General features: G+C 55.9%; 20 protein-coding genes and 2 pseudogenes. 12 read left to right on the top strand and 10 right to left on the bottom strand.

The features are described from left to right. Positions 1 to 307: 307 nt before the first annotated feature. Both TSA66_RS13660 and TSA66_RS13655 read left to right on the top strand, forming a co-directional pair. Positions 308 to 1354, top strand: a complete 1047-nt coding sequence (locus TSA66_RS13660; RefSeq protein WP_157691692.1) for a S49 family peptidase — start codon at positions 308 to 310, stop codon at positions 1352 to 1354. A gap of 389 nt (positions 1355 to 1743) precedes the next feature. Beyond that, on the top strand, positions 1744 to 2259 hold the full coding sequence (locus tag TSA66_RS13655; RefSeq protein WP_040040433.1) for a lipocalin-like domain-containing protein: 516 nt from the start codon (positions 1744 to 1746) through the stop codon (positions 2257 to 2259). A 150-nt stretch (positions 2260 to 2409) separates the two neighbouring features. Here TSA66_RS13655 and TSA66_RS13650 read toward each other — a convergent pair whose 3' ends face one another. Then, complete coding sequence (locus TSA66_RS13650; protein WP_052452322.1) at positions 2410 to 3354, bottom strand: LysR family transcriptional regulator; 945 nt, start codon at positions 3352 to 3354, stop codon at positions 2410 to 2412. A gap of 101 nt (positions 3355 to 3455) precedes the next feature. Here TSA66_RS13650 and metE point away from each other — a divergent pair, with 101 nt between their 5' ends. From metE to TSA66_RS25620, 6 genes and pseudogenes are all read left to right on the top strand, one after another. Continuing rightward, positions 3456 to 5747, top strand: a complete 2292-nt coding sequence (gene metE / locus TSA66_RS13645) for a 5-methyltetrahydropteroyltriglutamate--homocysteine S-methyltransferase (RefSeq protein WP_040040432.1) — start codon at positions 3456 to 3458, stop codon at positions 5745 to 5747. A 362-nt stretch (positions 5748 to 6109) separates the two neighbouring features. Next, positions 6110 to 6896, top strand: a protein-coding gene (locus TSA66_RS26225; RefSeq protein ID WP_408639505.1) for an IS5 family transposase whose coding sequence is annotated in 2 segments (ribosomal slippage) — positions 6110 to 6438 and positions 6437 to 6896 — 789 coding nt in all. Because the reading frame shifts where the segments join, the coding sequence is not laid out codon by codon here. Positions 6897 to 6899: 3 nt separating this feature from the next. Further along, positions 6900 to 7835: pseudogene (locus TSA66_RS13630) on the top strand (IS110 family RNA-guided transposase); the annotation flags it as partial. Positions 7836 to 8255: 420 nt separating this feature from the next. Beyond that, positions 8256 to 9122, top strand: a complete 867-nt coding sequence (locus TSA66_RS27740) for a transposase (RefSeq protein ID WP_232429373.1) — start codon at positions 8256 to 8258, stop codon at positions 9120 to 9122. Beyond that, positions 9089 to 9655: a transposase gene (locus tag TSA66_RS27735; RefSeq protein ID WP_232429374.1), complete on the top strand. Its 567-nt coding sequence runs from the start codon at positions 9089 to 9091 to the stop codon at positions 9653 to 9655. The genes TSA66_RS27740 and TSA66_RS27735 overlap by 34 nt, the downstream gene beginning before the upstream one ends. A 327-nt stretch (positions 9656 to 9982) precedes the next feature. After that, a complete protein-coding gene (locus TSA66_RS25620) occupies positions 9983 to 11365 on the top strand; it encodes a hypothetical protein (protein WP_157691691.1) in 1383 nt (460 codons plus the stop codon). Between the two features lie 411 nt (positions 11366 to 11776). On the opposite strand, the gene TSA66_RS13615 is transcribed toward TSA66_RS25620, so the two are convergent. The 9 genes and pseudogenes from TSA66_RS13615 to TSA66_RS13585 all read right to left on the bottom strand — a co-directional run bounded on the left by TSA66_RS13615 (position 11777) and on the right by TSA66_RS13585 (position 18859). Further along, positions 11777 to 12169 (bottom strand): DUF302 domain-containing protein, encoded by a 393-nt coding sequence (locus TSA66_RS13615; protein ID WP_040040429.1) that lies wholly within the window; start codon positions 12167 to 12169, stop codon positions 11777 to 11779. 152 nt (positions 12170 to 12321) lie between these two features. Beyond that, entirely contained in the window at positions 12322 to 12723 is a 402-nt protein-coding gene (locus TSA66_RS26945) for a hypothetical protein (RefSeq protein WP_084199613.1), read from the bottom strand. Positions 12724 to 13208: 485 nt separating this feature from the next. Then, positions 13209 to 15830, bottom strand: a pseudogene (locus TSA66_RS13610) (heavy metal translocating P-type ATPase); the annotation flags it as partial. Positions 15831 to 15917: 87 nt separating this feature from the next. Next, complete coding sequence (locus TSA66_RS13605; protein WP_040040428.1) at positions 15918 to 16577, bottom strand: methyltransferase family protein; 660 nt, start codon at positions 16575 to 16577, stop codon at positions 15918 to 15920. Beyond that, positions 16574 to 16843 (bottom strand): DUF2933 domain-containing protein, encoded by a 270-nt coding sequence (locus TSA66_RS26215; protein ID WP_198358800.1) that lies wholly within the window; start codon positions 16841 to 16843, stop codon positions 16574 to 16576. Before TSA66_RS26215 ends, TSA66_RS13605 begins: the two co-directional genes overlap by 4 nt. Positions 16844 to 17101: 258 nt before the next feature. Further along, positions 17102 to 17308: a heavy-metal-associated domain-containing protein gene (locus tag TSA66_RS13600; protein WP_040042582.1), complete on the bottom strand. Its 207-nt coding sequence runs from the start codon at positions 17306 to 17308 to the stop codon at positions 17102 to 17104. A 190-nt stretch (positions 17309 to 17498) separates the two neighbouring features. Further along, positions 17499 to 17858: a copper-binding protein gene (locus TSA66_RS13595; RefSeq protein WP_040040427.1), complete on the bottom strand. Its 360-nt coding sequence runs from the start codon at positions 17856 to 17858 to the stop codon at positions 17499 to 17501. Between the two features lie 32 nt (positions 17859 to 17890). Further along, positions 17891 to 18334, bottom strand: a complete 444-nt coding sequence (locus TSA66_RS13590; RefSeq protein WP_040040426.1) for a DUF411 domain-containing protein — start codon at positions 18332 to 18334, stop codon at positions 17891 to 17893. A 3-nt stretch (positions 18335 to 18337) separates the two neighbouring features. Beyond that, a complete protein-coding gene (locus TSA66_RS13585; RefSeq protein ID WP_040040425.1) occupies positions 18338 to 18859 on the bottom strand; it encodes a cupredoxin domain-containing protein in 522 nt (173 codons plus the stop codon). 810 nt (positions 18860 to 19669) lie between these two features. Here TSA66_RS13585 and TSA66_RS26940 point away from each other — a divergent pair. The 4 genes from TSA66_RS26940 to TSA66_RS13560 all read left to right on the top strand — a co-directional run bounded on the left by TSA66_RS26940 (position 19670) and on the right by TSA66_RS13560 (position 23031). Continuing rightward, positions 19670 to 20026, top strand: a complete 357-nt coding sequence (locus TSA66_RS26940) for a hypothetical protein (RefSeq protein ID WP_198358798.1) — start codon at positions 19670 to 19672, stop codon at positions 20024 to 20026. Between the two features lie 223 nt (positions 20027 to 20249). Continuing rightward, positions 20250 to 21365, top strand: coding sequence for a TolC family protein (locus tag TSA66_RS13570; protein WP_232429477.1), 1116 nt, complete (start codon positions 20250 to 20252; stop codon positions 21363 to 21365). Further along, positions 21362 to 21907 (top strand): hypothetical protein, encoded by a 546-nt coding sequence (locus tag TSA66_RS13565; protein ID WP_052452318.1) that lies wholly within the window; start codon positions 21362 to 21364, stop codon positions 21905 to 21907. The genes TSA66_RS13570 and TSA66_RS13565 overlap by 4 nt, the downstream gene beginning before the upstream one ends. 2 nt (positions 21908 to 21909) lie before the next feature. Next, a complete protein-coding gene (locus TSA66_RS13560; protein ID WP_040040421.1) occupies positions 21910 to 23031 on the top strand; it encodes an efflux RND transporter periplasmic adaptor subunit in 1122 nt (373 codons plus the stop codon). Positions 23032 to 23037 lie beyond the last annotated feature (6 nt).

Here is a 23037-nt window from a genome sequence, read left to right as displayed (position 1 = left end):
ACCTCATTTTCCCCGCCACTCTTCCACAGTCTCTCTGACAGGCGTGCGGCGGACGTTTCTGTTTGCCTTCTACGGCCCATCGCGACGTATCAGGCATGCCATTGTCTTCAATACTCTTTGGCAGTGGCAGTTATAGAGAAATGGCGATAATTCGAGTCTAGGAATCTCGCAAGAACTGATGCCAAAAGCCCCAAGAAAATCGCCACTTTCCCCGTAGCTGCCACCCGTTTCGAAATGTAATTTGGTGATGGACCTTATCGCATGCCCCAGGTGCAGTCATCTAATACATTTCTTGCGGAGCAAACGCATGATTAACGAGACATCGCCCATCGACCAGCGCTCGCCTCATCACACCGCCGCAACACCAGGCTCTCCATCGCCTGAAAGCGAATCTATAGCGTTTCAATTGCTCAGGGAAATGCGCGCCCAGCGTGAAAACCTACAAGCGGAGCACCAGCTGGCTGCTGCAGAGCGCAAGTCAGAACGACGCTGGAGAATGTTCTTCCAAGGGATCTTCTTCGCCGCCCCACTCGTGATCGGCCTTTTGTACTTCATTTTCTTCCTTGGGACTGCCGGCTATCGTCTCGGCCCATTCACGGATGTTGTAGGCGTGGTGCATATTGACGGCCAGATCGTGTCCGGCGCCACGGCCTCCGCAGACAAAATCGTCCCTGTCCTGGAACGCGCCTTCTCGAACGCCAATGTAAAAGGCGTTGTGCTGGCCATCGACAGCCCTGGCGGCGCGCCGGTTGAGTCGGAGCGAATTACCAATGCGATCTCAGCGCTGAAGAAGAAGCACAATAAGCCAGTTATTGCGGTGATTAATAATGTCGGCGCCTCGGCCGCCTATATGATCGCCATGCATGCCGACAAAGTCATCGCCGGCAAATACAGCCTGGTCGGATCCATCGGCGCGATCATGGCGCCCTGGGAGTTACATCGCGCGATGGCCAAACTCGACGTTTCGCAGCGTGTTTACGCCTCGGGCAAGCTCAAGTCCTTTCTGAATCCGTTCACACCGGTATCGCCGGAGGTCGACGCGAAGGCAAAGAAGCTGGTCGACCAAATGGGGCAGACGTTCGTGGAAGAACTGAAAACCTCCCGTGGACCATTCCTGAAACCAGGGGTTGACTATGGCAGTGGCGAGGTTTGGGGTGGCATTGAAGCCAAGGAACTGGGCCTGATCGACGCAATCAGTACTGTCGATGACGTTGTCGCGTCTACCTGGGGCCTTAAGACCTACAATTTCGGCCCGCATCAGGACGGATTCGGCGCGCTCTCCGCCAGTTTTCATTTAATCCTTGCCGACATCCTCGAGCGCGTCATCTCGCAGCAAAGCATGCAGCTGCGCTAGAACGGCGATACAACAACGGCTCGCCTCGCATGACGGACGACAAGCACTCGTGAACACTCTGTTCGGGGCAATCAGCGGCATTTTGATACCGTGGGCGCCAGGACGAACTAGGCGCCCACTCTGTCCAATGTCCGGTTTCAAGAACCAATCGGCCGTTCAATAAGAATTGCCGTCCGGCAGCAGTCGGCCACTTCCGGACGGTCGAATTTCAGTCAATGACAGCGACTCTTTCAGGAACCATAGCTTGAGACCGATTAAATAGGCCAGACGGCATCGGTTTACAGTGGCTGGACAGGCCGAAGACGAAAGCTGCATTCGTGGTGTTGGCGGCATTGCTCGGTCTCAAGACATTCGAGTATCGACACGGATTTTGTCCTAGTGAGGTCGCCATGAATTACGGCGTAATTTTTGCTGCACCTTCTGCATTCATACTTTTCACCACCGGTCTACTACCTAGCACTGCCATCGGGCAGCAAAAATCCCTCAAGGAACAAATCGTAGGAACGTGGAAGTACGTGTCCGTGGACAACGTCAAGCCGGACGGCAGTAGGGCACCGCTCTTTGGTCCTCACCCACAAGGTCGAGCGATGTTTGACAGCAAAGGAAATTACGTGCTGATGACCTCTCGTACTGGCCAGCCAAAGTTCGCCTCCAATGACCGTAATCAGGGCACCTCTGACGAGTACAAGGCGGTGGTGCAAGGGTCAATCGCCCATTTTGGCAAGTACGAAGTCAACGAAACTGAAAAAACGATTACCTTCAAAATAGATTCAAGTACGTTCCCGAATTGGAATGGCACATCCCAGAAGAGGCCATTTAGCATTTCTGGCGATGAGTTGAAATGGATAACCCCGTCCGCTTCCAGCGGAGGTTCTGCTGAAGTAGTGTTGAAGCGTGCCGAATAAGGAAGCCAAGGGCATCCTGCACAGGCGACCACGGGCCGCTTAGGGTCGCCTGCTCCAACTCATGACCAGAAGGCGAAGGTCAGCAACTGCGCATAAAGCTGCCGGCGCCTCAAAAACTTCGATTAGGTACATCCGGCCAAAAGTTGACACTCATAATTCACGTAGATCCGGTATTGTGGATTGTGCAGCCTGATTGGCAGGTTGAAACGTCCAACTAGATTGGCGCGCGAGATCGACGAACGCTCTCAAATAATCGATGTCCCCATCGGTGTCGCGAGCCCCAAGAAATATCTGCTTGGCGATCCCATCGCGCCCCAGACGCACCGGAACGACATCGACCTTGCTGGCGTATTCCTGCACCAGCCAGCGCGGCAAGGCGGCAACTCCCCGGCCGCTGGCGACCATCTGCATCATGATGTCCGTATTCTCGATGGTCTTGTGGCGCTTGGGTGTCACGCCTGCGGGCAACAGAAACTGGTTATAGATATCCAAGCGGTCTGTGGCAACGGGATAAGTAATCAGCACTTCACGCGTGAGCTGCGGTGGTTTGACGTATTTGGCACCCGCAAGTGCGTGGCTACGGGCGACCACCAGCACCTGTTCATAATCGAACACGGGCTCGAATTTCAAGCCGGGCTTGTGGAGCGGATCTGGCGTGACCAGCAAATCAATTTCATAGCCAAACAGTGCGCCGATGCCGCCGAACTGGAATTTCTGTTTGACGTCAACCTCGACATCGGGCCAGGCTGCCAAATAGGGCGATACGACCTTCAACAGCCATTGGTAACAGGGATGGCACTCCATGCCTATGCGTAGTGTGCCGCGCTCCCCTTGTGCGAACTGGCGTAGCCTTTCTTCTGCAAGCGTCAACTGCGGCAAAATCCGATTGGCAACAGCCAGCAAATACTGTCCCGCTTGCGTCAGCCGAAGACTACGGCCTTCACGCAGCCAGATGTCCGTTCCCACCTGCTGTTCCAGCTTTTTCATACTGTGGCTCAGCGCGGACTGCGTCACGCATAGCACGTTGGCAGCGCCCGTCAGAGAACCCTGCTTTTCGAGTTCCTGCACAATGGCTAGGTGGGTACGTTCCAGCATAATAAGTGAGCATAATTCATAGAACTGTGAATTAATACCATTTTACTTCATAATAAATGAGGCCTACGATGCGCTCCATTCTTGTTTTTTTGGAGCGATTCATGGTCACCATTCACAACCTCGGCTTTCCTCGTATCGGCGCAAAGCGTGAACTGAAGTTCGCGCTGGAATCTTACTGGAAAGGCGAATCCTCACGCGACGCATTGAAGGAGCTTGGCGCGCAGCTGCGCAAGCGCCACTGGGGCAACCAGACCGGTCTGGATCTCGTCCCTGTCGGGGATTTTGCGTTCTATGATCAAGTGCTCGACATGAGCTTCACACTGGGCAACCTGCCCGAACGCGTACGCGGTTTTCATGGTGACGGGCTGGATAACTACTTCCGTGTGGCACGTGGTCGCTCGGCGCAGAGCGTAGAAGACCATAGCGCTTGCTGCGGCGGTGTTGCTCCAGGCGAGATGACCAAGTGGTTCGACACCAATTACCACTACATTGTCCCCGAATTCACCGCCGCAACTGAATTTAGGTTAGACGCTTCGCGCTTGCTGGCGCAATTGGTGGAAGCCAAAGCACAGGGTGTGAACGCCAAACCGGTCATCATTGGTCCGGTCACGTACCTCGCGTTGGGCAAAGCCAAGGACAACTCCAACAAGCTGGCCTTATTGCCGCGCTTATTGCCTGTATACGCGCAATTGCTCAACACGCTTGCTACGCAAGGCGTTGAGTGGGTACAGATCGACGAACCGCTGCTCGTGACCGAACTCGATGGCTCCTGGCAAAATGCCTTCAACACCGCGTACGGTGAATTGAAAGCCTGCCGCGTCAAACTGCTTCTGGCAACTTACTTTGGTCAATTGCTGGAAAACCGCTCTCTTGCTGCACACCTCCCGGTGGCTGGCTTGCATGTCGATGCCATCAGCGGTCGCAGCGATGTGCTGCCTTTGCTGGACACACTGCCTGCGGACAAGGTGTTGTCTCTGGGCGTGATCAACGGCCGCAATATCTGGAAAACCGACCTACATGCCACGCTGGAATGGCTGGAGCCAATTCATCGCGTGTTGCAAGACCGTTTATGGATCGCTCCATCCTGCTCATTGCTGCACGTGCCGGTGGACCTGAACAGCGAACAAAAACTAGACGCTGAGATCAAGTCCTGGCTGGCGTTTGCGCTGCAAAAGCTGGAGGAGTTACGGATATTGGGCAAGGCATTGAACAACGGAAGAGTCGGCGTACAGGAGGCGCTCATTGCGAACCATGCGGCAATCGAGAAACGGCGCACTTCCCGTCGTGTGCACAATCCTGCGGTCAAGACCGCCATCGCAAAGATCGACTCCCAGCTCGGTCAACGCGATAGCGCCTATACCGAACGCGCGAAAAAACAAGCTTCCTTGCTGAAACTGCCAGCCTATCCAACCACTACTATCGGCTCGTTCCCGCAGACTGCGGAAATTCGCCATGCCCGCAGCGAGTTCAAGGCCGGACGCCTCGATGCTAGCGGTTACCAAGCCGCGATGCAGGCGGAAATCGCCCGGAGCGTCCGCGAACAGGAAGCGCTGGATCTGGACGTGCTAGTGCACGGCGAAGCCGAGCGTAACGACATGGTCGAGTACTTTGGCGAACAGCTCGAAGGCTATGCCTTCAGTCAGTTCGGCTGGGTGCAATCCTACGGCTCGCGTTGCGTCAAACCGCCTATCCTGTTCGGCGACATCAGCCGTCCAAAAGCGATGACGGTTGAATGGATCACCTATGCGCAATCTCTCACGAAGAAACCAATGAAGGGCATGCTCACCGGTCCGGTGACGATCCTAAACTGGTCTTTTGTCCGCGACGATCAGCCACGCTCGGAATCGTGCAAACAACTGGCATTAGCAATCCGCCAGGAGGTGCTGGATCTGGAAAAGGCCGGCGTGCGCGTGATTCAGATTGACGAGGCCGCCCTGCGCGAAGGTTTGCCGCTGCGTCGCGTCCAATGGACGGAATACCTCGACTGGGCTATTGAATCCTTCCGCATCACGGCCAACGGCGTAGCGGACGAAACACAGATTCACACCCACATGTGCTATTCGGAATTCAATGACATCATTGCATCAATCGCCGACATGGATGCCGACGTCATCACCATCGAGACCTCGCGTTCGGATATGGAACTGCTGGATGCGTTCGACAACTTCAAGTATCCAAACGAGATCGGCCCTGGGGTCTACGACATCCATTCGCCCAACATTCCGACGCAGGAACACATCGTGCAACTGATGAAGAAGGCGGCAGACCGGATTCCTGCGGAGCGTCTATGGGTCAACCCTGATTGTGGGCTGAAGACCCGTCAATGGGCCGAAGTCATTCCTGCGCTGACTAACATGGTGCTAGCAGCCAAGGCGCTGCGCCAAGCCGCCTGAAGCAGCGAGCAAGCATCCACGGCCTGGGCTTTAACAAAGGCGCAGGTCCGCTTACGGCCCAGAGTAATGGAATGGTCGCCCCTCCCTATATTGCGCCGCAGTAATATATTGAGGAGCTGCGACAACCATCAACCAAGGGAGCGACGAATGCAAATTGCGACGATTGGCCTGGACCTAGCAAAGAATGTGATCCAACTCCACGCAGTGAACCAGCATGGGAGGACCGTGGCGAAGAAGGCACTTACAGCGTATTTCGATAGGTCGACAAAAAAGAAATAATGGCCGCAGAGCTGGTCGAAGGCGAATGAGTTCGACCGAGGGATGCTGTCATGAATCAATGCAAGCATGACGACGGTTTTCGCATGAGCGATACGCTCTGGGAACAAATGGAACCGTTGTTGCCAGCAGCGAAATCGCATCCGCTGGGATGCCACCGGCCGCGCGTACCCAATCGTGCGGCGATGGACGCGATCCTGCTGGTGCTACGCACAGGTATGCAGTGGAACGCCCTCGATAGCACTGGGATCTGCACCTGTTCGTCGGCGTACCGGCGATTCCGGGAATGGATTGATGCCGGGGTGTTTGCGAAGTTCTGGCGCCTGGGGTTGCTGGAATATGACGAGTTGCAGGGCATCGACTGGAGTTGGCTGGCAATGGACGGCGCGCTGACGAAGGCGCCACTGGGCGGAAAAAAAAACAGGACCGAATCCCTGCGACCGCGCCAAAGGCGGCGTCAAACGCAGCATGCTCACTGAAGCTGCTGGCGTTCCGTTGGCTGTCGAGGTGGCACCCGCGAACCGACATGACATGAAGCTGGTTGCTGCCACGCTGGCGGGAATGATGTGCGCTCGGCCGGTGAATGGCCGCAAGAGCGAGTTGTGTCTAGATCTGGGCTATGACTACGACGAGGTGCGACGCATCGTCAGCATGGCCGGGTTCGAACCGATCATTCTTGGCCGGCGCGATGAACGGGAGAACAAGAAGCAATGTGGTGTACGTGCCCGGCGCTGGGTGGTCGAGCGTACCCATAGCTGGCTCAACCGGTTTCGCCGGCTGCTCGTGCGATGGGAAAAGCGCGAGGATACCTATCTCGCCATGCTGCAGTTCGCGTGCGGTCTCATTGCTTGGCGCTCCGCCCTATCGAAATAGGCTCTTAAGCGTGATCAGGTGTTACTGTTTCTGGCCAAGATTACTCCGTGTTTGATCGGTATGGAGGCATGCAGCAGCGCGCACCACTGGGCAAGGAAGTTGCAATCACTCGGGCATACCGTACGTCTTATGGCACCCCAGTTCGTCAAACCCTACGTTAAGACCAACAAGAACGATGCTGCCGACGCAGAGGCAATTTGCGAAGCCGTAACCCGGCCAAATATGCGCTTTGTCCCTATCAAGAACATCGAACAGCAGGCAGTACTGTCGCTGCACCGGGCACGCCAAGGATTCGTCAAAGCACGTACTGCACAGGCTAACCAAATTCGCGGAATGCTCGTTGAATACGGTATCACCTTGCCGCAAGGTATATGTCACATATTGAAACGGGTACCGGACATTCTTGCCACAGCTTCTGCGGAGTTGCCGGGCACGTTCCTTCAACTGCTGCAACGGCTAGTAGAACATCTACGTGAGCTTGATCGGCAGGTGGAGGAACTCGAGCAGCAGATTCAGCGTTGGCACCGGGAGAACGAAGCAAGCAAGAGGCTGGCAGAAATTCCAGGCATTGGCCCTATTACCGCCAGTGCGCTTGTAGCCACTATCGGTGACGCGCGTAACTTCAAAAGCGGCAAGGAGCTCGCGGCCTGGCTGGGATTGGTGCCTCGTCAGCATTCCAGCGGTGGTAAGCAAAACCTTCTTGGAATCAGTAAGCGTGGCGACTCGTACCTCAGGATGCTGTTGATCCACGGCGCCCGTTCTATGTTACGCGTTGCCCAGCGAAAGACAGATTATGTGAGCGGTTGGCTGTCCAAACTAACTGAGCGACGGCATCACAACATTGCGGCTGTGGCGCTGGCCAACAGAAATGCCCGAATCATGTGGGCGCTGCTTGCTCACGACCGAACCTTCAATCTAGCTTTTAATACTCCGCGGTGACCAGCCGAATGCAGAGCAAATGAACATGCAACAGAGAGTCCTGTAGTAGAACAAAGAATACAAAGGGAAGGAACCCTCCACCGATTGCACAGGCAATCATGAAGTGATGGCAAAACAGGTCAGACCGAGGCAGGCCAAACCTATTTTACACAGGGAGCATCAAGCTCGACAGAGTGATTAGGAACCTGCCAGCATATTCCATCAGGGACGGAGGCAATAGCCTCGATCAAGAGTCCGGATCTATGGCTGCAATCTCCACCTGCTTGACATCATCGATTGAACGCTTGGCAAACCGGGGGCGACCATCTATGTGTAAAAACGCGGTTGCGCAAATTGTTTACTCATTGTTGATCCTCTCGAACACCGCGATTAATTCTTGAGTGTTGAATAGGCTGTCGGGCTGAAGACACCGGAGGATCGATGAAGCGATTCATTCAAGAGGAACATCGGACGCAGAGCACGTTGCTGCCGGATCGGCTGGACGACTACATCAGCGAAGAGAATCCGGTGCGTGTGGTCGATGCGTTCGTCGAGGAGCTCGATCTGGCGACCCTGGGTTTCGACGGTGTGACGCCGGCCAGAACAGGAAGACCGTCTTACCATCCCGCCGTCTTGCTCAAACTCTACATCTACGGTTACCTCAACCGCATTCAATCCAGCCGCAGGCTGGAGAGGGAAGCGCAGCGCAATGTCGAGTTGATGTGGCTGATTGGCCGGCTCGCTCCCGACTTCAAGACGATCGCCAACTTCCGCAAGGATAACGGCAAGGGCATTCGCAATGTTTGCCGCCAATTTGTTCTCGTATGCCGCAAGCTCGATCTGTTTACTGAAGCCTTGGTTACCATTAGCGGCAGCAAGTTCAAGGCAGTGAACAACCGTGACAGGAACTTCACCCAAGCCAAGCTGCAACGCCGGATACAGGAAATCGAATCGAGCATTGCACGCTATCTGTCTGAAATGGATTCAGCCGACCGGCAGGGGCCGGATATTGGCCAGTTGCGCACTGAACGCCTGCAGGAGAAGATTGCAGCGTTGAAGGAGCAGATGCGAACCATGAAGGTGATCGAGGCAGAACTTGCTCAAGCACCTGACGGCCAAATCTCGCTCACTGATCCAGATGCGCGATCAATGAAGACGCGCGGCACGGGCGTTGTCGGCTATAACGTCCAAACTGCGGTCGAGACGCGGCATCACACCTCATTGTCGAGCATGAAGTCACGAATACCGGTTCAGACCGTGGCCAGCTCTCCTCGATGGCAAAGAAGGCATGTCGTGCAATGGGAATGAACAGTGTCACCGCCATTGCGGATCGCGGTTACTACAGCGGTGAGGAAATATTCAAGTGCGATCAGGCTGGCATTGCCGCGATTGTTCCCAACTCTGCCACCTCCAATGCCACGGCAGAAGGTCCTTCGGGAAGGACGATTTCATTTACGATCCGTTCAGGGATGAGTGCCGATGCCCGGCAGGAGAGCGGCATGACGCTGCACCGGTATTGGAGTTCGAATTGCCAAACGTGCGCCATGAAGGATCGTTGCACACCAAGCCAGCAGCGACGCGTGACACGCTGGGAGCATGAGGACGTGCTCGACGAAGTGCAGGCACGGCTGGACCGGTTCCCTGAAGCGATGCGTATCCGTCGCTCGACAGTCGAGCATCCATTCGGCACACTCAAGCTATGGATGGGCTCAGCCCACTTCCTGATGAAGACGCTCAGGCACGTCAAAACCGAAATGAGCCTGCATGTGCTTTCCTACAACATGAAGCGGGTCTTCAATATCATGACAATACCGGCGCTAATGCGAGCAATGAGGGCCTAAAGCCCAATTAATATCGCAATCCATCCGGAAGGCACTTCAAAGCCGGCATCAAAGAATACAAATTGCCGCTGCCACTGGCAAAGTGAGCCGAAGCTCTCATCGCTCCTTTACGCATCAAAATCTGGTGTTTTTACACGGTCTGGGCCAATTGCTGCCGGCCGGTCGTTTCCGTAAGTGGCCTCCCAATTAGATAAGTGCGTTATCAATCCGCCCTGGCGGCAGCCAGTTCGGCGTGCGTGGGCCATTCCCTATTATCGCCACGCGCCTTAGTCGCGTTGGATGCTACGATATCTGGACATTTCACCAAGCCAAGAAAATGGGGAGACCATGTTTGCGACTCGATCACCGGCCAATACTTTGCTGGAGCCACCAATCGGCATCGCGCCGCGCTTTCCCATATTGAAGTCATTCTTGAAGAGCTACACGCTTGGATGGGAGAACTGGGAAAGTAAATCGATTCCTCTGCTGCAACGCTATGGCGCGGAAGGGGCGGGATTCGAGTTCAGCAAGCACTTCGACACCCCGATCTGCTACTCCTTCAATCACGCCGGCACCGATTTGGAACGGGTGTCAATGGCACTTAGATGGTATGCGCTGCAGGCAGCGCTGCCATCCAATAGCAATACAAACAAAAAAGGCGTCACAAAGAAAAGAGCGGCGAAGACGCCAGTTCGTGACATGGAGGCGACCGTCGCGGAGTATCGCAAGCAAGCCGGATCGAAAAGTTACCTTGGCCCAATGTCGTATGCGTGCTGTTATCTTGATGCCGATAATACGGCTGAGCATCTGAAGAAATCGGATGAGGAACTCTCCGGCATGGATTGGGAGATCGCCCGCGCCTTGGCAGTGGATGGTTATGCCGCACAGGAGATCGCGCACGCGATTCTTGCCTGCTCCCCGTATCTATCCGCTCGCAAAAATCAGAAAGAAGCGGCGTATGCCACCGAAACGGCGGAGAAGGTAATTACCGACCCGGTCGCCCTTCAGCGGATTGCAGACAGGGCGGCTGCCCAGTCATCGAAGGAGTCGGCGCAGGCGCTAATCGGCGCCAACTGGCGGCCCGCTTGGCACCGTGCGGTCGCCTATTGCTATTGGGCCTGCCAAATGCGGACACTCGCAGACATGGGGATCTTCTATTACACGGTCGGCACTGTGGGAAACTGCCTGGTGCTTGGGTGGCATGACTGGGCGCTTAGCCTCGCCAAACACGCCAAGGAAAGCATTGGGCGCGATTTTTTCGCGGCAGCGCAAGACAAGCAGCGGACCCAATTCTTTTTATTGCGGCTCATTGATGACTGGCAAGGCAACCCGGAGCACAAATATCCGCCGTCTGCATATGATGATCCTCTGCTCACCGCATTGTTGGAGCAATGGCGAACGCCGGATCCAGCGAGCATTGCGCCACTGCTGTTGGCCGCATGCGATCGCCACACGAATCACGCCAAACATAACTCGGAGAAAACCGACCCGGACTTTCCCGTTCGAGCATGGTGGTACGACCCATTTGAAATCCTGAGCGTGCTCTATCTGCGCAAGCTCGAAGGGCTGGAAAACCCGGTTCTGGAACATCCGTTGCTTGCAACGCCAATCGGGATGCTGCCCGCCATTGCTCCGAAATATTCTGACGAATTGCTTGAAGCGGTGATCACGCAAGCATGCAAAGAGCGCCCCGAGCTGGCGGAAGGAATGGCTTCTGCGCAGTCAAGGTAAGCGAGCGTGAAGGGCCGCTTTCTATATTGCTGACTGACAGCTAAGGGTCGCTTGCAGTAATCCCCTCTCATTACCCGAGCGACTGCTCATAGTCCCATTCCTGACGAAAAAATGCCCTCCTCTGGATTGCCCAGTGAGTGCATGAGCGTGACATAAGAACTCAGTCGATTGCAATAACTCTGACGCCCCATATCCCCATAGGGCACCACAGTGCTTGCAACCGCCAGGTCAGGTAAATCAATGGCTTGGGAGCGCCTACGCCGAAGTGCGTCCCTCACTTAGCCTCAGGTGTTGCGACTGACCCATATTGCGTCAGAGTAGGTACAAACGGCGATTCACTGTCAACGTCGCCCTCCAACAAGCATTCATGCTATTGGAACAGACAGAGCGGGATTTCTTGCCGCGAGTTTTCTATATTGCTGCCATTACTCGCTCCAATCGTTGGCGTACCTCACTTGCCAGCGCCGCGATTTCCGGCTTGTCGAGCAGCTTCAGCACGGCGTCCGTATCCATGAATTCAACGTGTACTTGACCAGCATCGTCTTGGCGCACAACTACGTTACATGGAAGAAGCAGTCCGATGGAGGGTTCGATGGTGATGGCACGGTCAGCTAAAGGAGGATTGCATGCGCCCAGGATGCGATAGGGAGGAATGTCTTTATTAAGCTTCTTCTTGAGCGCTGCAGCTACATCAATATCGCTCAAAACACCGAAGCCTTCCTGTTGAAGCGCCCTTGTCACGTGGTCGATTGCGTCCGAGAAGGAATTATTGACCGTTTTTCCGAAACCGTATTTAGTCGCCATAGCAAGTTCTCACCCATTTCGAATATTGAAAAGGAAGACGTGCCTTTGCCGCCCGCTTCACTGGATTGAGAGGAGCAGCCATATCTTTTCCTTGAACAAGAGAGCCGGTGCTTTCATCGCAAACAGTCATCGCTCTGCGGCGCTGCACGGTTTTATTTCAACTTCCACTTGAACGAACGCGGCTTTGATTCGCCTGGCCGGGTGATACGTAGTTCCACAACCGATGGCGGGGGCGTCAATGCATTAAACCGAAGCACGCCCTTTCGATGATGACCTCCGGGCGGGTCTGCGGTCCACGATACTGGGGAAAATTGCTTGCCGTCCGAGGCAATGAGTGCGGCAGTCTTCGACAAATCGTCATTCAGTGCTTGGGTATGGGTATCAAACGTCACGTCAAATTCCCATGTTTGTCCTTGCAAGTTTTTGGGAGTTACCTTGACTGTCACGGCGGACTCAGTAGTGGCCTGCGGTGCCATGCTGGATGCCGCATGCGCGCCATGCCACGCGGCGAATGCGGCAAGTAACACGAACGTACGAAGGATTAGACGTGACATTTTGCATGCTCCCTGGATGCGTTGATGACCTTGTTTCCTACGTAGGCAATTCCGGCGGCGCTAAAGAGCAAGCCTACCCAGAACAGCTCTACCTGGAATTGCGCGGCGAACGCCACCAAGCCCGTCGCCCCGAGCACCGGTGCGGCATTGGCGAGATAGTGGGCACAGCAAGAAATCATCGCCGCGGTGGACGTCGTGCCTGACGCCGCGATTACTGCGCCGGACTGCTTCGACTGCGTGACGATCTCACGCAGACGCACGAAAAGGCCGACCTGCAGGCCGAACCCCGCAGCCAACGGCAGGACGAAATACCAGAATTCGGAGAACTGGTTGACTGTGAACTCCCATCCAGAAACGAGCGTCAGCGCACCGAAGTACACAGCGAGCATCAGCATGAAGGCGATGACACCGAACATGGCGGGACGCGAGCTGGCCGCGACAGCTGCCCCTGCAGTGCTCAGGCTTTTCTTCGCATCGGCGACTGATGCACCGCGCAGGCGTAGCGCGTTGGAAATGACGGAAACCGAGCTCAGGCTCATCGCCAGCGCTGCAATCATCGGGGACAGCAACTGGCCGGTGAACGGGTACAGCAGGCCGGCAGCGAGGGGAATGCCGAGCGAGTTATAGATGAACGCGAAGCCGAGATTTTGACGCATGTTGCGCACCGTATCCTCGGACAGGTTGCGCGCCCTTGCGATAGCACGCAGGTCTCCTTTCACCAAGGTCACGTGGGCACTGTTGATGGCGACGTCCGTGCCGGTCCCCATGGCAATGCCGACGTTGGATTTGGCCAGTGCCGGCGCGTCGTTGATGCCGTCACCCGCCATCGCAACGACTTTACCGGCGTTCTGCAGGCGTTCGACCAGCTGCAGCTTGTCCTGCGGCTTGACCTCGCCGTACACCTCGTCGATGCCCAGTCTCTTAGCCACCGACTTCGCCGTGGTAACGCCGTCGCCGGTTGCCATCACGACTGTCAAACCGGCGTCCCTGAGCGTCTTCAATGCTTCCGGCGTGGTCGCCTTTACCGGGTCGGACACTGCAATCAGGCCGACGAGTCGGCCGTCGGCGGCAAGGTACATCACGCTGGCGCCTTCGTTGCGCAGCTCTTCAGCTTGATTCACCAGTGCATGCCAGTCGACCTTTTCCGTGTCCATCAGTGCCGTGTTGCCGAGCGCGATGCGACGACCAGAAACGACGCCGCGCACACCGATGCCGCTGGCCGACTCAAACGTTTCCGGCTTATCCAGTGCCAGACTGCGCCTGCGGGCTTCATCGACGATGGCATGCGCCAGAGGATGCTCACTTCCCTGGTCGATGCTTGCGGCAATCTGCAATACGTCCTGTTCGGTAAAGCCTGGCGCCGGCACCACGCGGTCAAATGCTGGCTTTCCTTCTGTCAGGGTTCCGGTCTTGTCCACGATCAGCGTGGTCACCTTGCGCATGCCTTCAATGGCTGCCGCGTCACGGAAGAGAATGCCCTGGGTCGCCGCGCGGCCGGTGGCGGCCATGATGGACATCGGGGTCGCCAGGCCGAGCGCACACGGGCAGGCAATGATGAGCACGGCAACCGCATTAACAAAACCGTAGACCCAGCTCGGTTGCGGTCCGAAGAACCCCCACCCAAGCAATGTGAGAATGGCTAGTCCGACCACAATAGTAACGAAATAGCCGGCTACCACGTCAGCCAGCCGTTGCATCGGTGCGCGAGAGCGTTGTGCATTGGCGACCATCTGGACGATTTGCGATAGCATGGTCTGGGAACCGACCTTTTCGGCGCGCATGATGAGGCTACCGCTGGCATTGATGGTCGCGCCAATGAGCTTGTCGCCCGAGCGCTTCGTTACCGGAACCGGCTCGCCAGTGAGCATCGATTCATCTAACGAGCTTTCGCCTTCAAGCACTTCGCCGTCGACCGGAACTTTTTCGCCAGGCCGAACGCGCAACGTGTCGCCGATATGAACATGGGTAAGCGGCACGTCTTCCTCAGTGCCGTCGGCTTTAATGCGCCGGGCTGTCTTCGGTGCGAGGCCGAGCAGCGATTTGATGGCAGCGGAAGTCTGGGAGCGGGCTCTCAGTTCCAGTATCTGGCCCAATAGGGTGAGTGAAATAATGACTGCGGCGGCCTCGAAATAAACGCCGATACGGCCATGCATCATGAACGTCTCTGGAAATAGGCCGGGAGCCGCCGTCGCCACGACACTGTAGCCGTAGGCTGCTGCAACGCCGGTGCCAATCAGCGTCCACATGTTCGGGCTGCGGTTTTTGATAGATTGAAGCGCGCGCGTAAAGAATGGCGCGCCGGCCCAGAGAACGACCGGCGTACTGATCAGGAGCTCAATCCAGCTCTGATTAGGCAATCCGTCCGGGAAGATACGGTGACCGGCCATGGCCAGGACTGTGACGATGACAGTGAGCGGCAAGGTCCACCAGAACCGTCGCTTGAAGTCGACCAGCTCCGGATTCTCTTCCTCCTCCAGCGAGGGCATGACTGGTTCGAGCGTCATGCCGCATATCGGGCAGTTGCCGGGCGTATTCTGCCGAATTTCCGGATGCATTGGGCAGGTATATACCGTGCCCTCGGGCATAGCCTGAACCGGCTCCGGCGCGCTCGGTTTGATATAGCTCTGTGGACTGGCCCGGAATTTGTCCATGCACTTGACGCTGCAAAAGTGATAGGCAGTGCCGGCGTGGTCGATGGTTTTGTCCGGGTTCGCTGCCACTTTCATGCCGCATACCGGGTCGGTGAAGGGCTTATCCGCCCCTGGTGCGGCTGCCATGCCGACATTCGGAACATCATGGTGGTGACGGCGCTCTTGGTCCTTCAGCGTCGGCGTTATCGGCTCCAAGGTCATGCCGCATTTCGGGCACTTTCCGGGCGCGTTCTGCTGGATTTCCGGATGCATCGGGCAGGTATATACCGTTTCCTGCTGCACGGAATGGGTCGGCTCTGCCGAACTCGGCTTAATGTAACCCTGTGGGTTGGCCCGGAATTTTTCCATGCACGTGATGCTGCAGAAGTGATAGTCGGCGCCGGCGTAATCGACGGTTTTGTCGGGATTGACGGAGACCTTCATGCCGCATACCGGGTCGGTAAATGGCTTGTCCATCTCTTGCGTTACTACACTCGCATCGCCATGACCATGATGATGGGGAGTTCTCTCGTCCATGTTCGGGTCCAATCGTTCTTCTCGTGGTTAATGACGGCTTTCTGCCATCCCTTTTCGCCGCAGAGTGGGAATAAACGCCGGGGTCTGCCGGCGGTATTGTTCGTACTCCCATCCAAATGCAGCAACCATATCCCGTTCTTCGGATTTTGCGAGGCGCCCGTACACGAAAACCAGCACCGGAAACATCGCCAGGGTGATGAGCGTCGGCCACTGCAGCAGGAATCCAAACATGATGAGCACAAAGGCGACGTATTGCGGATGCCGCATATGCGCGTACAGCTCGGATGTCGCAAGTCGTTGGTGTGTCTGGGCGTCGTACAGAACGCGCCAGGCCGACGAAAGCATGAGAAAGCCACCGAAGATAAAGATATTGCTCAGTACGTGGAATGGGCCGAAATGCGGGTTGGTCTTCCAGCCGAACATCATTTCCAGCAAGTGACCAGCATCGTGGGAAAGGAAATCAATGCCCGGAAAGTGCTTCGACAGCCAGGGCAATAACAGATAAATGGTCAGCGGGAAACCATACATCTCGGTGAACAACGCGACGATGAATGCCGAAAATGCGCCGAAAGAGCGCCAGTCGCGCGGGTTCTTCGGCTTTGTGAAGCTGAACGCAAAGAGGATGAATACCAGCGAATTCAGGACGACCAGTGACCACAGGCCGTATCCGGTTGTGTCGTGGCTCATGGCCTTTCTCCGGCACGGCTTTCGGCCTGCATTGTGCTTTCTGTCGTAGAGGCTTTGCTATGCCCATGATGGCCGTGCCCGTGGCCGTGGTGGAACAGGTGCATCAGCGGGCAAGCCAGGAACAGAAGGTAAGGAAGGATGCCGAGTAAATGAGCTCGGTGTTCTGTCCATAAAAAGAAACCAGCAACGACGAGAAAGCCCATCAACACCCATTTGCTGCGGCGGGAATATTGCCTTGTGTGGTCGTGTTGTTCGATGTGGTCCATGGTCGACTCCTTTCCTCCTTACGGAGATGGAACACCAGGCATATGGAGAGAAACTTACCCTGGTGCTCCGGATGCGTTCAGTTCTGTCAGGTCATGCTGCCACTTACCTTCGTCGTCGGTCCATCGTAGGAAGCGCACTCATTAAAATGAATGACCTAGGTCAAAAACTTCTGGATATGGCTCTGATAGCTATTCGTTTTTTCATTTCGCCGGCCGGTTCTGTTTCCGGCATTCGAATGAAAACCCGTTATATCCTTTTCAGCCAGTTGCCCCCGCCACAACCGGATACCCCGCTTCAATCACCGCTGCTGCAAGTGTTTTCACGTCAATGTTGCTCTCAACGTAGACCTTTTTGCTCTTCAATTCGATTTCGACCTTCGCCAAGCTATCAACGCCGTGAATCGCCTTCGTCACGCGGCTGGCGCAGCCGCCACAGTTCATCTTTTCCACCTGAAACTCATACATGGTCATATCTCCTTAATGTGCCTGTGATTCTGTACTTTCAACATAGACCCTCCTGTGATGGGAAGGTCAAGGAGAGCATCTAGCGAGTAGGCATGAGTTGACTGTTCCTTTGGAGCAGCCCCATTGGAGGCTGCTCCGGGCGTCCGCTGTTCCCCGCATGACGGCGGCTCTCTGCCAACAAATGCCGGCGTTACTTCTTCAACTCGATTTTTGAAATGACGAGTTGCCCTCCAACTTTGTCGGCGGCAAAACTTACCTTGTCTCCGGATTTCACCTGGTCGAGCATTGCCGCGTCTTTCACGCGAAACGCCATAGTCATCCCAGGCATTAAAAGGTTTTTCAATTCCCCATGCTTGATGGTGATTTTTCCAGCCTCCTTGTCGACCTTCTTGATTTCTCCCTCGCTCATCTTTCCGTCTGCCATAGACGTGCTCATGCTATGCATCCCCATGTCATGGTCATGCATGCTGTCGGCAGCATTGGCAAGGGGAAGAGCCGCGAAGGACAGCACAAGAGCCGCGGTAAAAGAAAATTGGTTAAGCGTTTTCATGGTTGGTTCAGTGGTTGTATCGTTGATGAAATTCAGTTGTAGTGCTTGTAGACGCTATATCGACCACCGGATGTGACCAACAAGACGTCATAGGGAACCGTGCGTGCGCCTTCCATCCCGGGTGAGCCGGGTGGCATTGAGGGGACCGCCAATCCTTTCGCCTTAGGCCTATCGGCAAGGAGGCGCTTGATTTCCGCTGCAGGAACATGTCCCTCGAGCGCATATCCATCGACAGTGGCGGTATGGCAGGAGCCAAGCTCATTGGGGATGCCAAACCGTGTCCGGTAGTCGGACGGATTGGCGACGTTATGCGCATTGACCTTGAAACCGTTATTCTGGAGATGCTTGACCCAGTCAGAGCAGCAACCGCAGCTTTCGCTCTTGTACACCTCGATAACCGGTGAAGCTGCATTAGCGCCCAGATGAATGCCAAGCATCCCGACCAGTAATCCTTGCAGCAAAGTGCGCCGTTTCATGCGTTATCCTTTCTTGACCTTGAGTTTTCCGACCATCCCGGCTTCAAAATGCCCTGGGATGAGGCAACCGAAGTAAAACTGGCCCGGTTGCGTGAACTGCCACACCATATCTTTTTTTTCCCCAGGCTGGACTCGAACGGAAGACGGGTCTTCATGCACCATGTCAGGATGCATTCTCATCATTTCGCCATGCTCCTTGAGCTCGTTTAGGGTGCCGAGAACCATCTCGTGAGCCACTTTGCCCTTGTTGGTCACCACGAAGCGAATGGTCTCGCCTTGCTTGACGGTGATGGCTGAGGGGCCAAAGCGCATGGCATCGGTCATATCCACAGCAATCGTGCGTGTGGCCTTTGTCGGATTGCCCGGTTTACCGAAATCCGATTCGTCATCCGAATGGTGATGTTCCGAGCTGCCATGCATTTCATGACTCTCGTCAGAGTGAGCAAAGGCAATAGGCATGGCGACGCCAAGCGTCATGCTCAACAGAGCGGCGAAAAGAGCAGTCTTTGTTGTTACGTTTTTCATTGAATATTCTTTCTTGATTCAACGGCCGCCGCCAACCATTTGCTCGAAGGGCAATGGCGTGGGGATAGCAACCGCGTACGATGAAGAGCCATTGCTTTTTCCAAAGCGAATGGGATGCACCTGTCAGAACAAGCGCGAGTGAACAAGCCTGGCCGGGGTTGAATCAGGCATGGCCCACGCGGGCTTTGTGTTTAGGCGAGGATGTGCCGTGGAGGCCGTTCTAGGCCGGCCGGAATAAAGCCGGTGAACGAGATGGTGGGGAAATGAATGACAGCTTCCGAGCCTCTGGAACCAGCGGCCCAGTCAATCGCCGTAGACGGTGCAGCTGCACCGATAAAGCATGCCGCGCAACTGCCGCCGTTCAAGTCTTTGTGGGAGTCGTGGCCATGCGTCGAATGTTCAGCCATTGAAACCTGGTTCTGCACTATATCGCACGGTGCCGATACATCCAGCTCATGCTGGTGGGTCGCCTCAACTTGCATATGAGCCGGCATGCTGGTGGTTGTCCTACCGTTATGCGCCGAACCACAAGACGTATCGACAGCGGCCAACCCGCGAATGGGCAGGGACGCAATCAAAAGCCAAAGCAACAATGTCTTGAGGACGCGAATCATCCGGTGAATGTGATGCAGAAAAAGTAAGACTTAACGCAATATGGGCAAGCATAATCCTTCCCACTAGGGGAAGGTCAAGAAAAATTTTTGATGTAAAACGGTTAAATACTGATGTTTATATTCCTTAACCAGGTGAGCTGGTGAAGTATATTGAATTGGTATAATCTACTTCGCGTAACTCTTTTGCGATTGAACCGTGCGACGACTGCTTTGCATTTTCCTGATGTTCTTCTTGCCCTTGCATAGCTTTGCTATGCAGGTCGAGCTGCCGTCGGGCGGAAATGCATTTGACGTCTCCCATGAAGTTGCGCATTTGATGGGGGCAAGCCACCATCATGACGATGAACATGGCGCGATGCATTACGATAAATCGGGCGACTCCGCAAAGCATCTGGCCGACCACTCTGCTTCGCACCACTGCGTAGCCGTGATACTTGAGATTCCATTTCTGGTCGCCATCGCCCCTGTCAAGGTCGAAGAGACCGAGCACAACCATTACATTCCCGACCGCTTCCCGGATAGCCTCCAGCGTCCTCCGTCATCCCTCGGTTAATCCGCCGAGGGCATTTCTGCGTCTTTTCAAACTAGAAATAGCTTCACCGAGCATTCACGCGGCATGACGTCCGTGATGCGCAGCTGCCTTCGGCCATTCTTTCCGAATTTTGAATGGAGATTGCATGCGTGCTCATTTTTCAATACACCATCTTTGCATGGTGACTGCCTTGGCGCTTGTCGCGCCGTTAGCGCAGTCGCAAGTTGCCCCATCAAGCCTGCATATGGCTGTCGAAGCTGCATGGCAGAGGTCCCCGCAGGCGCGGACCCTCACCGCTCGGCGCAACGAAACAGCTGCAGGCCGTGAAGCGGCCCAGTCCTGGATTGCCGGTTCACCCACGATTGGTCTGTCACAGCGGAGCGACCGGTGGACCGATCGAACTGGCGTCCGCGAAAACGAGGTGTCACTGGCTGCGCCGATTTGGCTGCCCGGTCAAAAGTCGGCGCGACAAAACCAGGCCGACGCCAACGCTCTCGAACTGGAGGCCCAACTTGCAAACGCCAAGCTCAGCCTGGCGGGAGAAGTACGCGACCGGTTGTGGTCGGTAGTGGCCGCCAGGGAGGCTCTGGATGAAGCGATAGAACATCAGCGGCACCTTGAAGCGACCGCTGATGAAGTCATGCGTCGGGTCAAGGCAGGCGACCTGGCACGTACGGATGGCCTACTAGCGCAGCAAGAAGTTTTTGCAGCCAAAGCGACTGTCATGGACGCACAGGTAAAGGCACAGGAAGCGCTGGTGCGTTATACCGCGCTGACGGGCCAGCCGGATGTCGAAACGCCCGAGCCGGAGCCGCTCGCCGCGGCCATAAGCGACCCGCATCCACGGATATTAGCCGCGCGTGCGGGAATACAAAGTGCGCAGGCATCGCTCAAAGTCGTGAACAAGACCCGTAGCGAGCCTCCGACCTTGGCTGTGGCAATGCGGCGCGAACGGGATGCGAGCACTGCAACGGCATCAAGTGTGGTGCTGGCGGTCCAGATTCCCATTGGTACCAACGCACGCAATCGCCCACTTGAAACGGCAGCACAGACCCAGATTGCATCAGCAACTGCTGAAGCCGCGCAAGCAGAGGTAACACTCAACGCCGACATTAACGTCGCAAAGGAGCAAGTGGCGGCATCCCAGCAAGCACTGGAAGCGGCTGCATCCCGTCTGGATATGGCGCGCGAGCATATGCAGCTTATCGATAAAGCGTTTCGCCTCGGCGAGCGCGGCCTGGTCGACCAGTTGCGCGCCCAGACGCTACTGCACGAAGCAGCAACCGCCGAGCGCCAGCAACGAGTGGCAGTGGGCCTTGCCCATGCACGTCTGAATCAAGCTTTAGGAATCATTCCATGAACATCTTAAAAATCATCCTGCTCTATGTCTGCACCATATCCATCGCATTCGCACACGGCCCGGGCGGCGACCATGGCCATGAAGATGCACCAGCCGCACCGACGCAGCCCGGCGCATCGCCGCGCGTAGAAGCATCCTCGGAATCCTTCGAGCTTGTCGGCCAATTGAATAAAGACGAGCTGTCTATCCTGATTGACCGCTTTGACACCAACGAACCGGTACTTGACGCAAAACTGGAACTTGAATCCGAAGGGCTGAAGGCGACAGCGAAATTTCACGGCGACCATGGCGACTATGCCATCGACGATAAGGCGTTTCTCAATGCACTCGCCAAGCCAGGGAAGCATGCACTGGTCTTTACCCTGACAACGGCAAATGAGAGCGACCTCCTGGACGGGGTTCTGGCTATTGCCGCTGATGCGCATACGGATAACGATTTGCACTTTCCATGGGCGTGGGCAGGCGCAGGCTTGCTTGCCGCATTGTGTGCGTTAGCACTGGCTGCGAAGATTCGCCGCCCCAAAACAGCAATGGGGAAATAATCATGTCGAACAAATTTTCTTACTCAATCATTCCTTTCATTGCAGCCGGTGCGGCGTGCCTGACTTTGGTTACAGAGGCAAACGCCCATGGAGATGAGCCGCATTCGGATGAGCCAGCAACAGTAGCGAGCGCAAGCGGCCTGGCGCGCCTGCCGGACGGTAGTGTCAATGTGCCGAAACAGGCACAACGTCGCATGGAGATCCGAACCCTGGTGGCGAAGGAAGACGAACATCCGCTAACCGTGGAACTGAATGGGCGCGTAGGCATTGACCCGAATGCGGGCGGGCGAGTGCAGGCCCCATTTGCTGGACGCATCGAGCCGGGGACGAAAGGCTTGCCGGTTGCGGGGCAGCGGGTCGAAAAAGGCCAGGTGCTCGCGCATGTCCGGCCGGTTTCCAGCGCAGTCGAATTGGGAAACCAGCAGGCGCAGCTGGCAGATATACGAGCCAATCGAAAGCTTGCCGAGCAACGCGTGAAACGGCTTGAGTCGTTGGAAGGAGCTGTGCCGCAAAAGGAAATCGAAGCTGCTCGCGCAGAGCTTTCCAGCCTCACTGGACGTGAGCGGGCAGTGGAAAGCAGTGTCGGCGGAAGCGAAGCCATTACTGCTTCGGCATCGGGAATCATCGCAACAGCCAACGTGCTCAGTGGTCAGATTGTTGAAGCGCGTGATGTCCTGTTCGAAATCGTCGACCCAAACAAGATGGTGGTCGAGGCGCTGACGACTGACCCGTCGCTTGCGAATCGAGTCGAGAGCGCTGCGCTGGCGAACGTCACTGGCGTCGAGCTGGGTCTACTGGGTGGCGGACGCAGCCTGCGCGACGGCGCGCTGCCCCTGAACTTCCGGGCAAAGGTAGGTAATACGCCACTGGCTATCGGCCAGCCGGTGACGGTGGTGGTGAGGCTGAACGACAAGATGAAGGGAATTGCCTTGCCAGCCGAAGCATTGGTGCGCAACCAGGCCAATGAAACCATCGTGTGGACCAAGGCCAGTGTCGAGCGCTTCATTCCGCGTCCTGTGGAGTACAAGACGCTCGACGCAAAAACGATTGTCATCGTGAAAGGCCTTACTCCCGAAAATCGCGTTGTCGTCTCCGGTGCGGCACTGATTAATCAGATTAGGTAGGGGGCG

The organism is Noviherbaspirillum autotrophicum, assembly GCF_000818395.1.
GTDB classification, from domain to species: Bacteria; Pseudomonadota; Gammaproteobacteria; order Burkholderiales; family Burkholderiaceae_D; genus Noviherbaspirillum; species Noviherbaspirillum autotrophicum.
This window is presented reverse-complemented; position numbering and strand designations above follow the sequence as displayed.

Bases quoted from the DNA above. Each gene is read 5' to 3' on its own strand.
- TSA66_RS13660 (WP_157691692.1), top strand. From the start codon at position 308: ATGATTAACGAGACATCGCCCATCGACCAGCGCTCGCCTCATCACACC.
- TSA66_RS13655 (WP_040040433.1), top strand. From the start codon at position 1,744: ATGAATTACGGCGTAATTTTTGCTGCACCTTCTGCATTCATACTTTTC.
- TSA66_RS13650 (WP_052452322.1), bottom strand. From the start codon at position 3,354: ATGCTGGAACGTACCCACCTAGCCATTGTGCAGGAACTCGAAAAGCAG.
- metE (WP_040040432.1), top strand. From the start codon at position 3,456: ATGGTCACCATTCACAACCTCGGCTTTCCTCGTATCGGCGCAAAGCGT.
- TSA66_RS27740 (WP_232429373.1), top strand. From the start codon at position 8,256: ATGAAGCGATTCATTCAAGAGGAACATCGGACGCAGAGCACGTTGCTG.
- TSA66_RS27735 (WP_232429374.1), top strand. From the start codon at position 9,089: ATGGCAAAGAAGGCATGTCGTGCAATGGGAATGAACAGTGTCACCGCC.
- TSA66_RS25620 (WP_157691691.1), top strand. From the start codon at position 9,983: ATGTTTGCGACTCGATCACCGGCCAATACTTTGCTGGAGCCACCAATC.
- TSA66_RS13615 (WP_040040429.1), bottom strand. From the start codon at position 12,169: ATGGCGACTAAATACGGTTTCGGAAAAACGGTCAATAATTCCTTCTCG.
- TSA66_RS26945 (WP_084199613.1), bottom strand. From the start codon at position 12,723: ATGTCACGTCTAATCCTTCGTACGTTCGTGTTACTTGCCGCATTCGCC.
- TSA66_RS13605 (WP_040040428.1), bottom strand. From the start codon at position 16,577: ATGAGCCACGACACAACCGGATACGGCCTGTGGTCACTGGTCGTCCTG.
- TSA66_RS26215 (WP_198358800.1), bottom strand. From the start codon at position 16,843: ATGGACCACATCGAACAACACGACCACACAAGGCAATATTCCCGCCGC.
- TSA66_RS13600 (WP_040042582.1), bottom strand. From the start codon at position 17,308: ATGTATGAGTTTCAGGTGGAAAAGATGAACTGTGGCGGCTGCGCCAGC.
- TSA66_RS13595 (WP_040040427.1), bottom strand. From the start codon at position 17,858: ATGAAAACGCTTAACCAATTTTCTTTTACCGCGGCTCTTGTGCTGTCC.
- TSA66_RS13590 (WP_040040426.1), bottom strand. From the start codon at position 18,334: ATGAAACGGCGCACTTTGCTGCAAGGATTACTGGTCGGGATGCTTGGC.
- TSA66_RS13585 (WP_040040425.1), bottom strand. From the start codon at position 18,859: ATGAAAAACGTAACAACAAAGACTGCTCTTTTCGCCGCTCTGTTGAGC.
- TSA66_RS13570 (WP_232429477.1), top strand. From the start codon at position 20,250: ATGGCTGTCGAAGCTGCATGGCAGAGGTCCCCGCAGGCGCGGACCCTC.
- TSA66_RS13565 (WP_052452318.1), top strand. From the start codon at position 21,362: ATGAACATCTTAAAAATCATCCTGCTCTATGTCTGCACCATATCCATC.
- TSA66_RS13560 (WP_040040421.1), top strand. From the start codon at position 21,910: ATGTCGAACAAATTTTCTTACTCAATCATTCCTTTCATTGCAGCCGGT.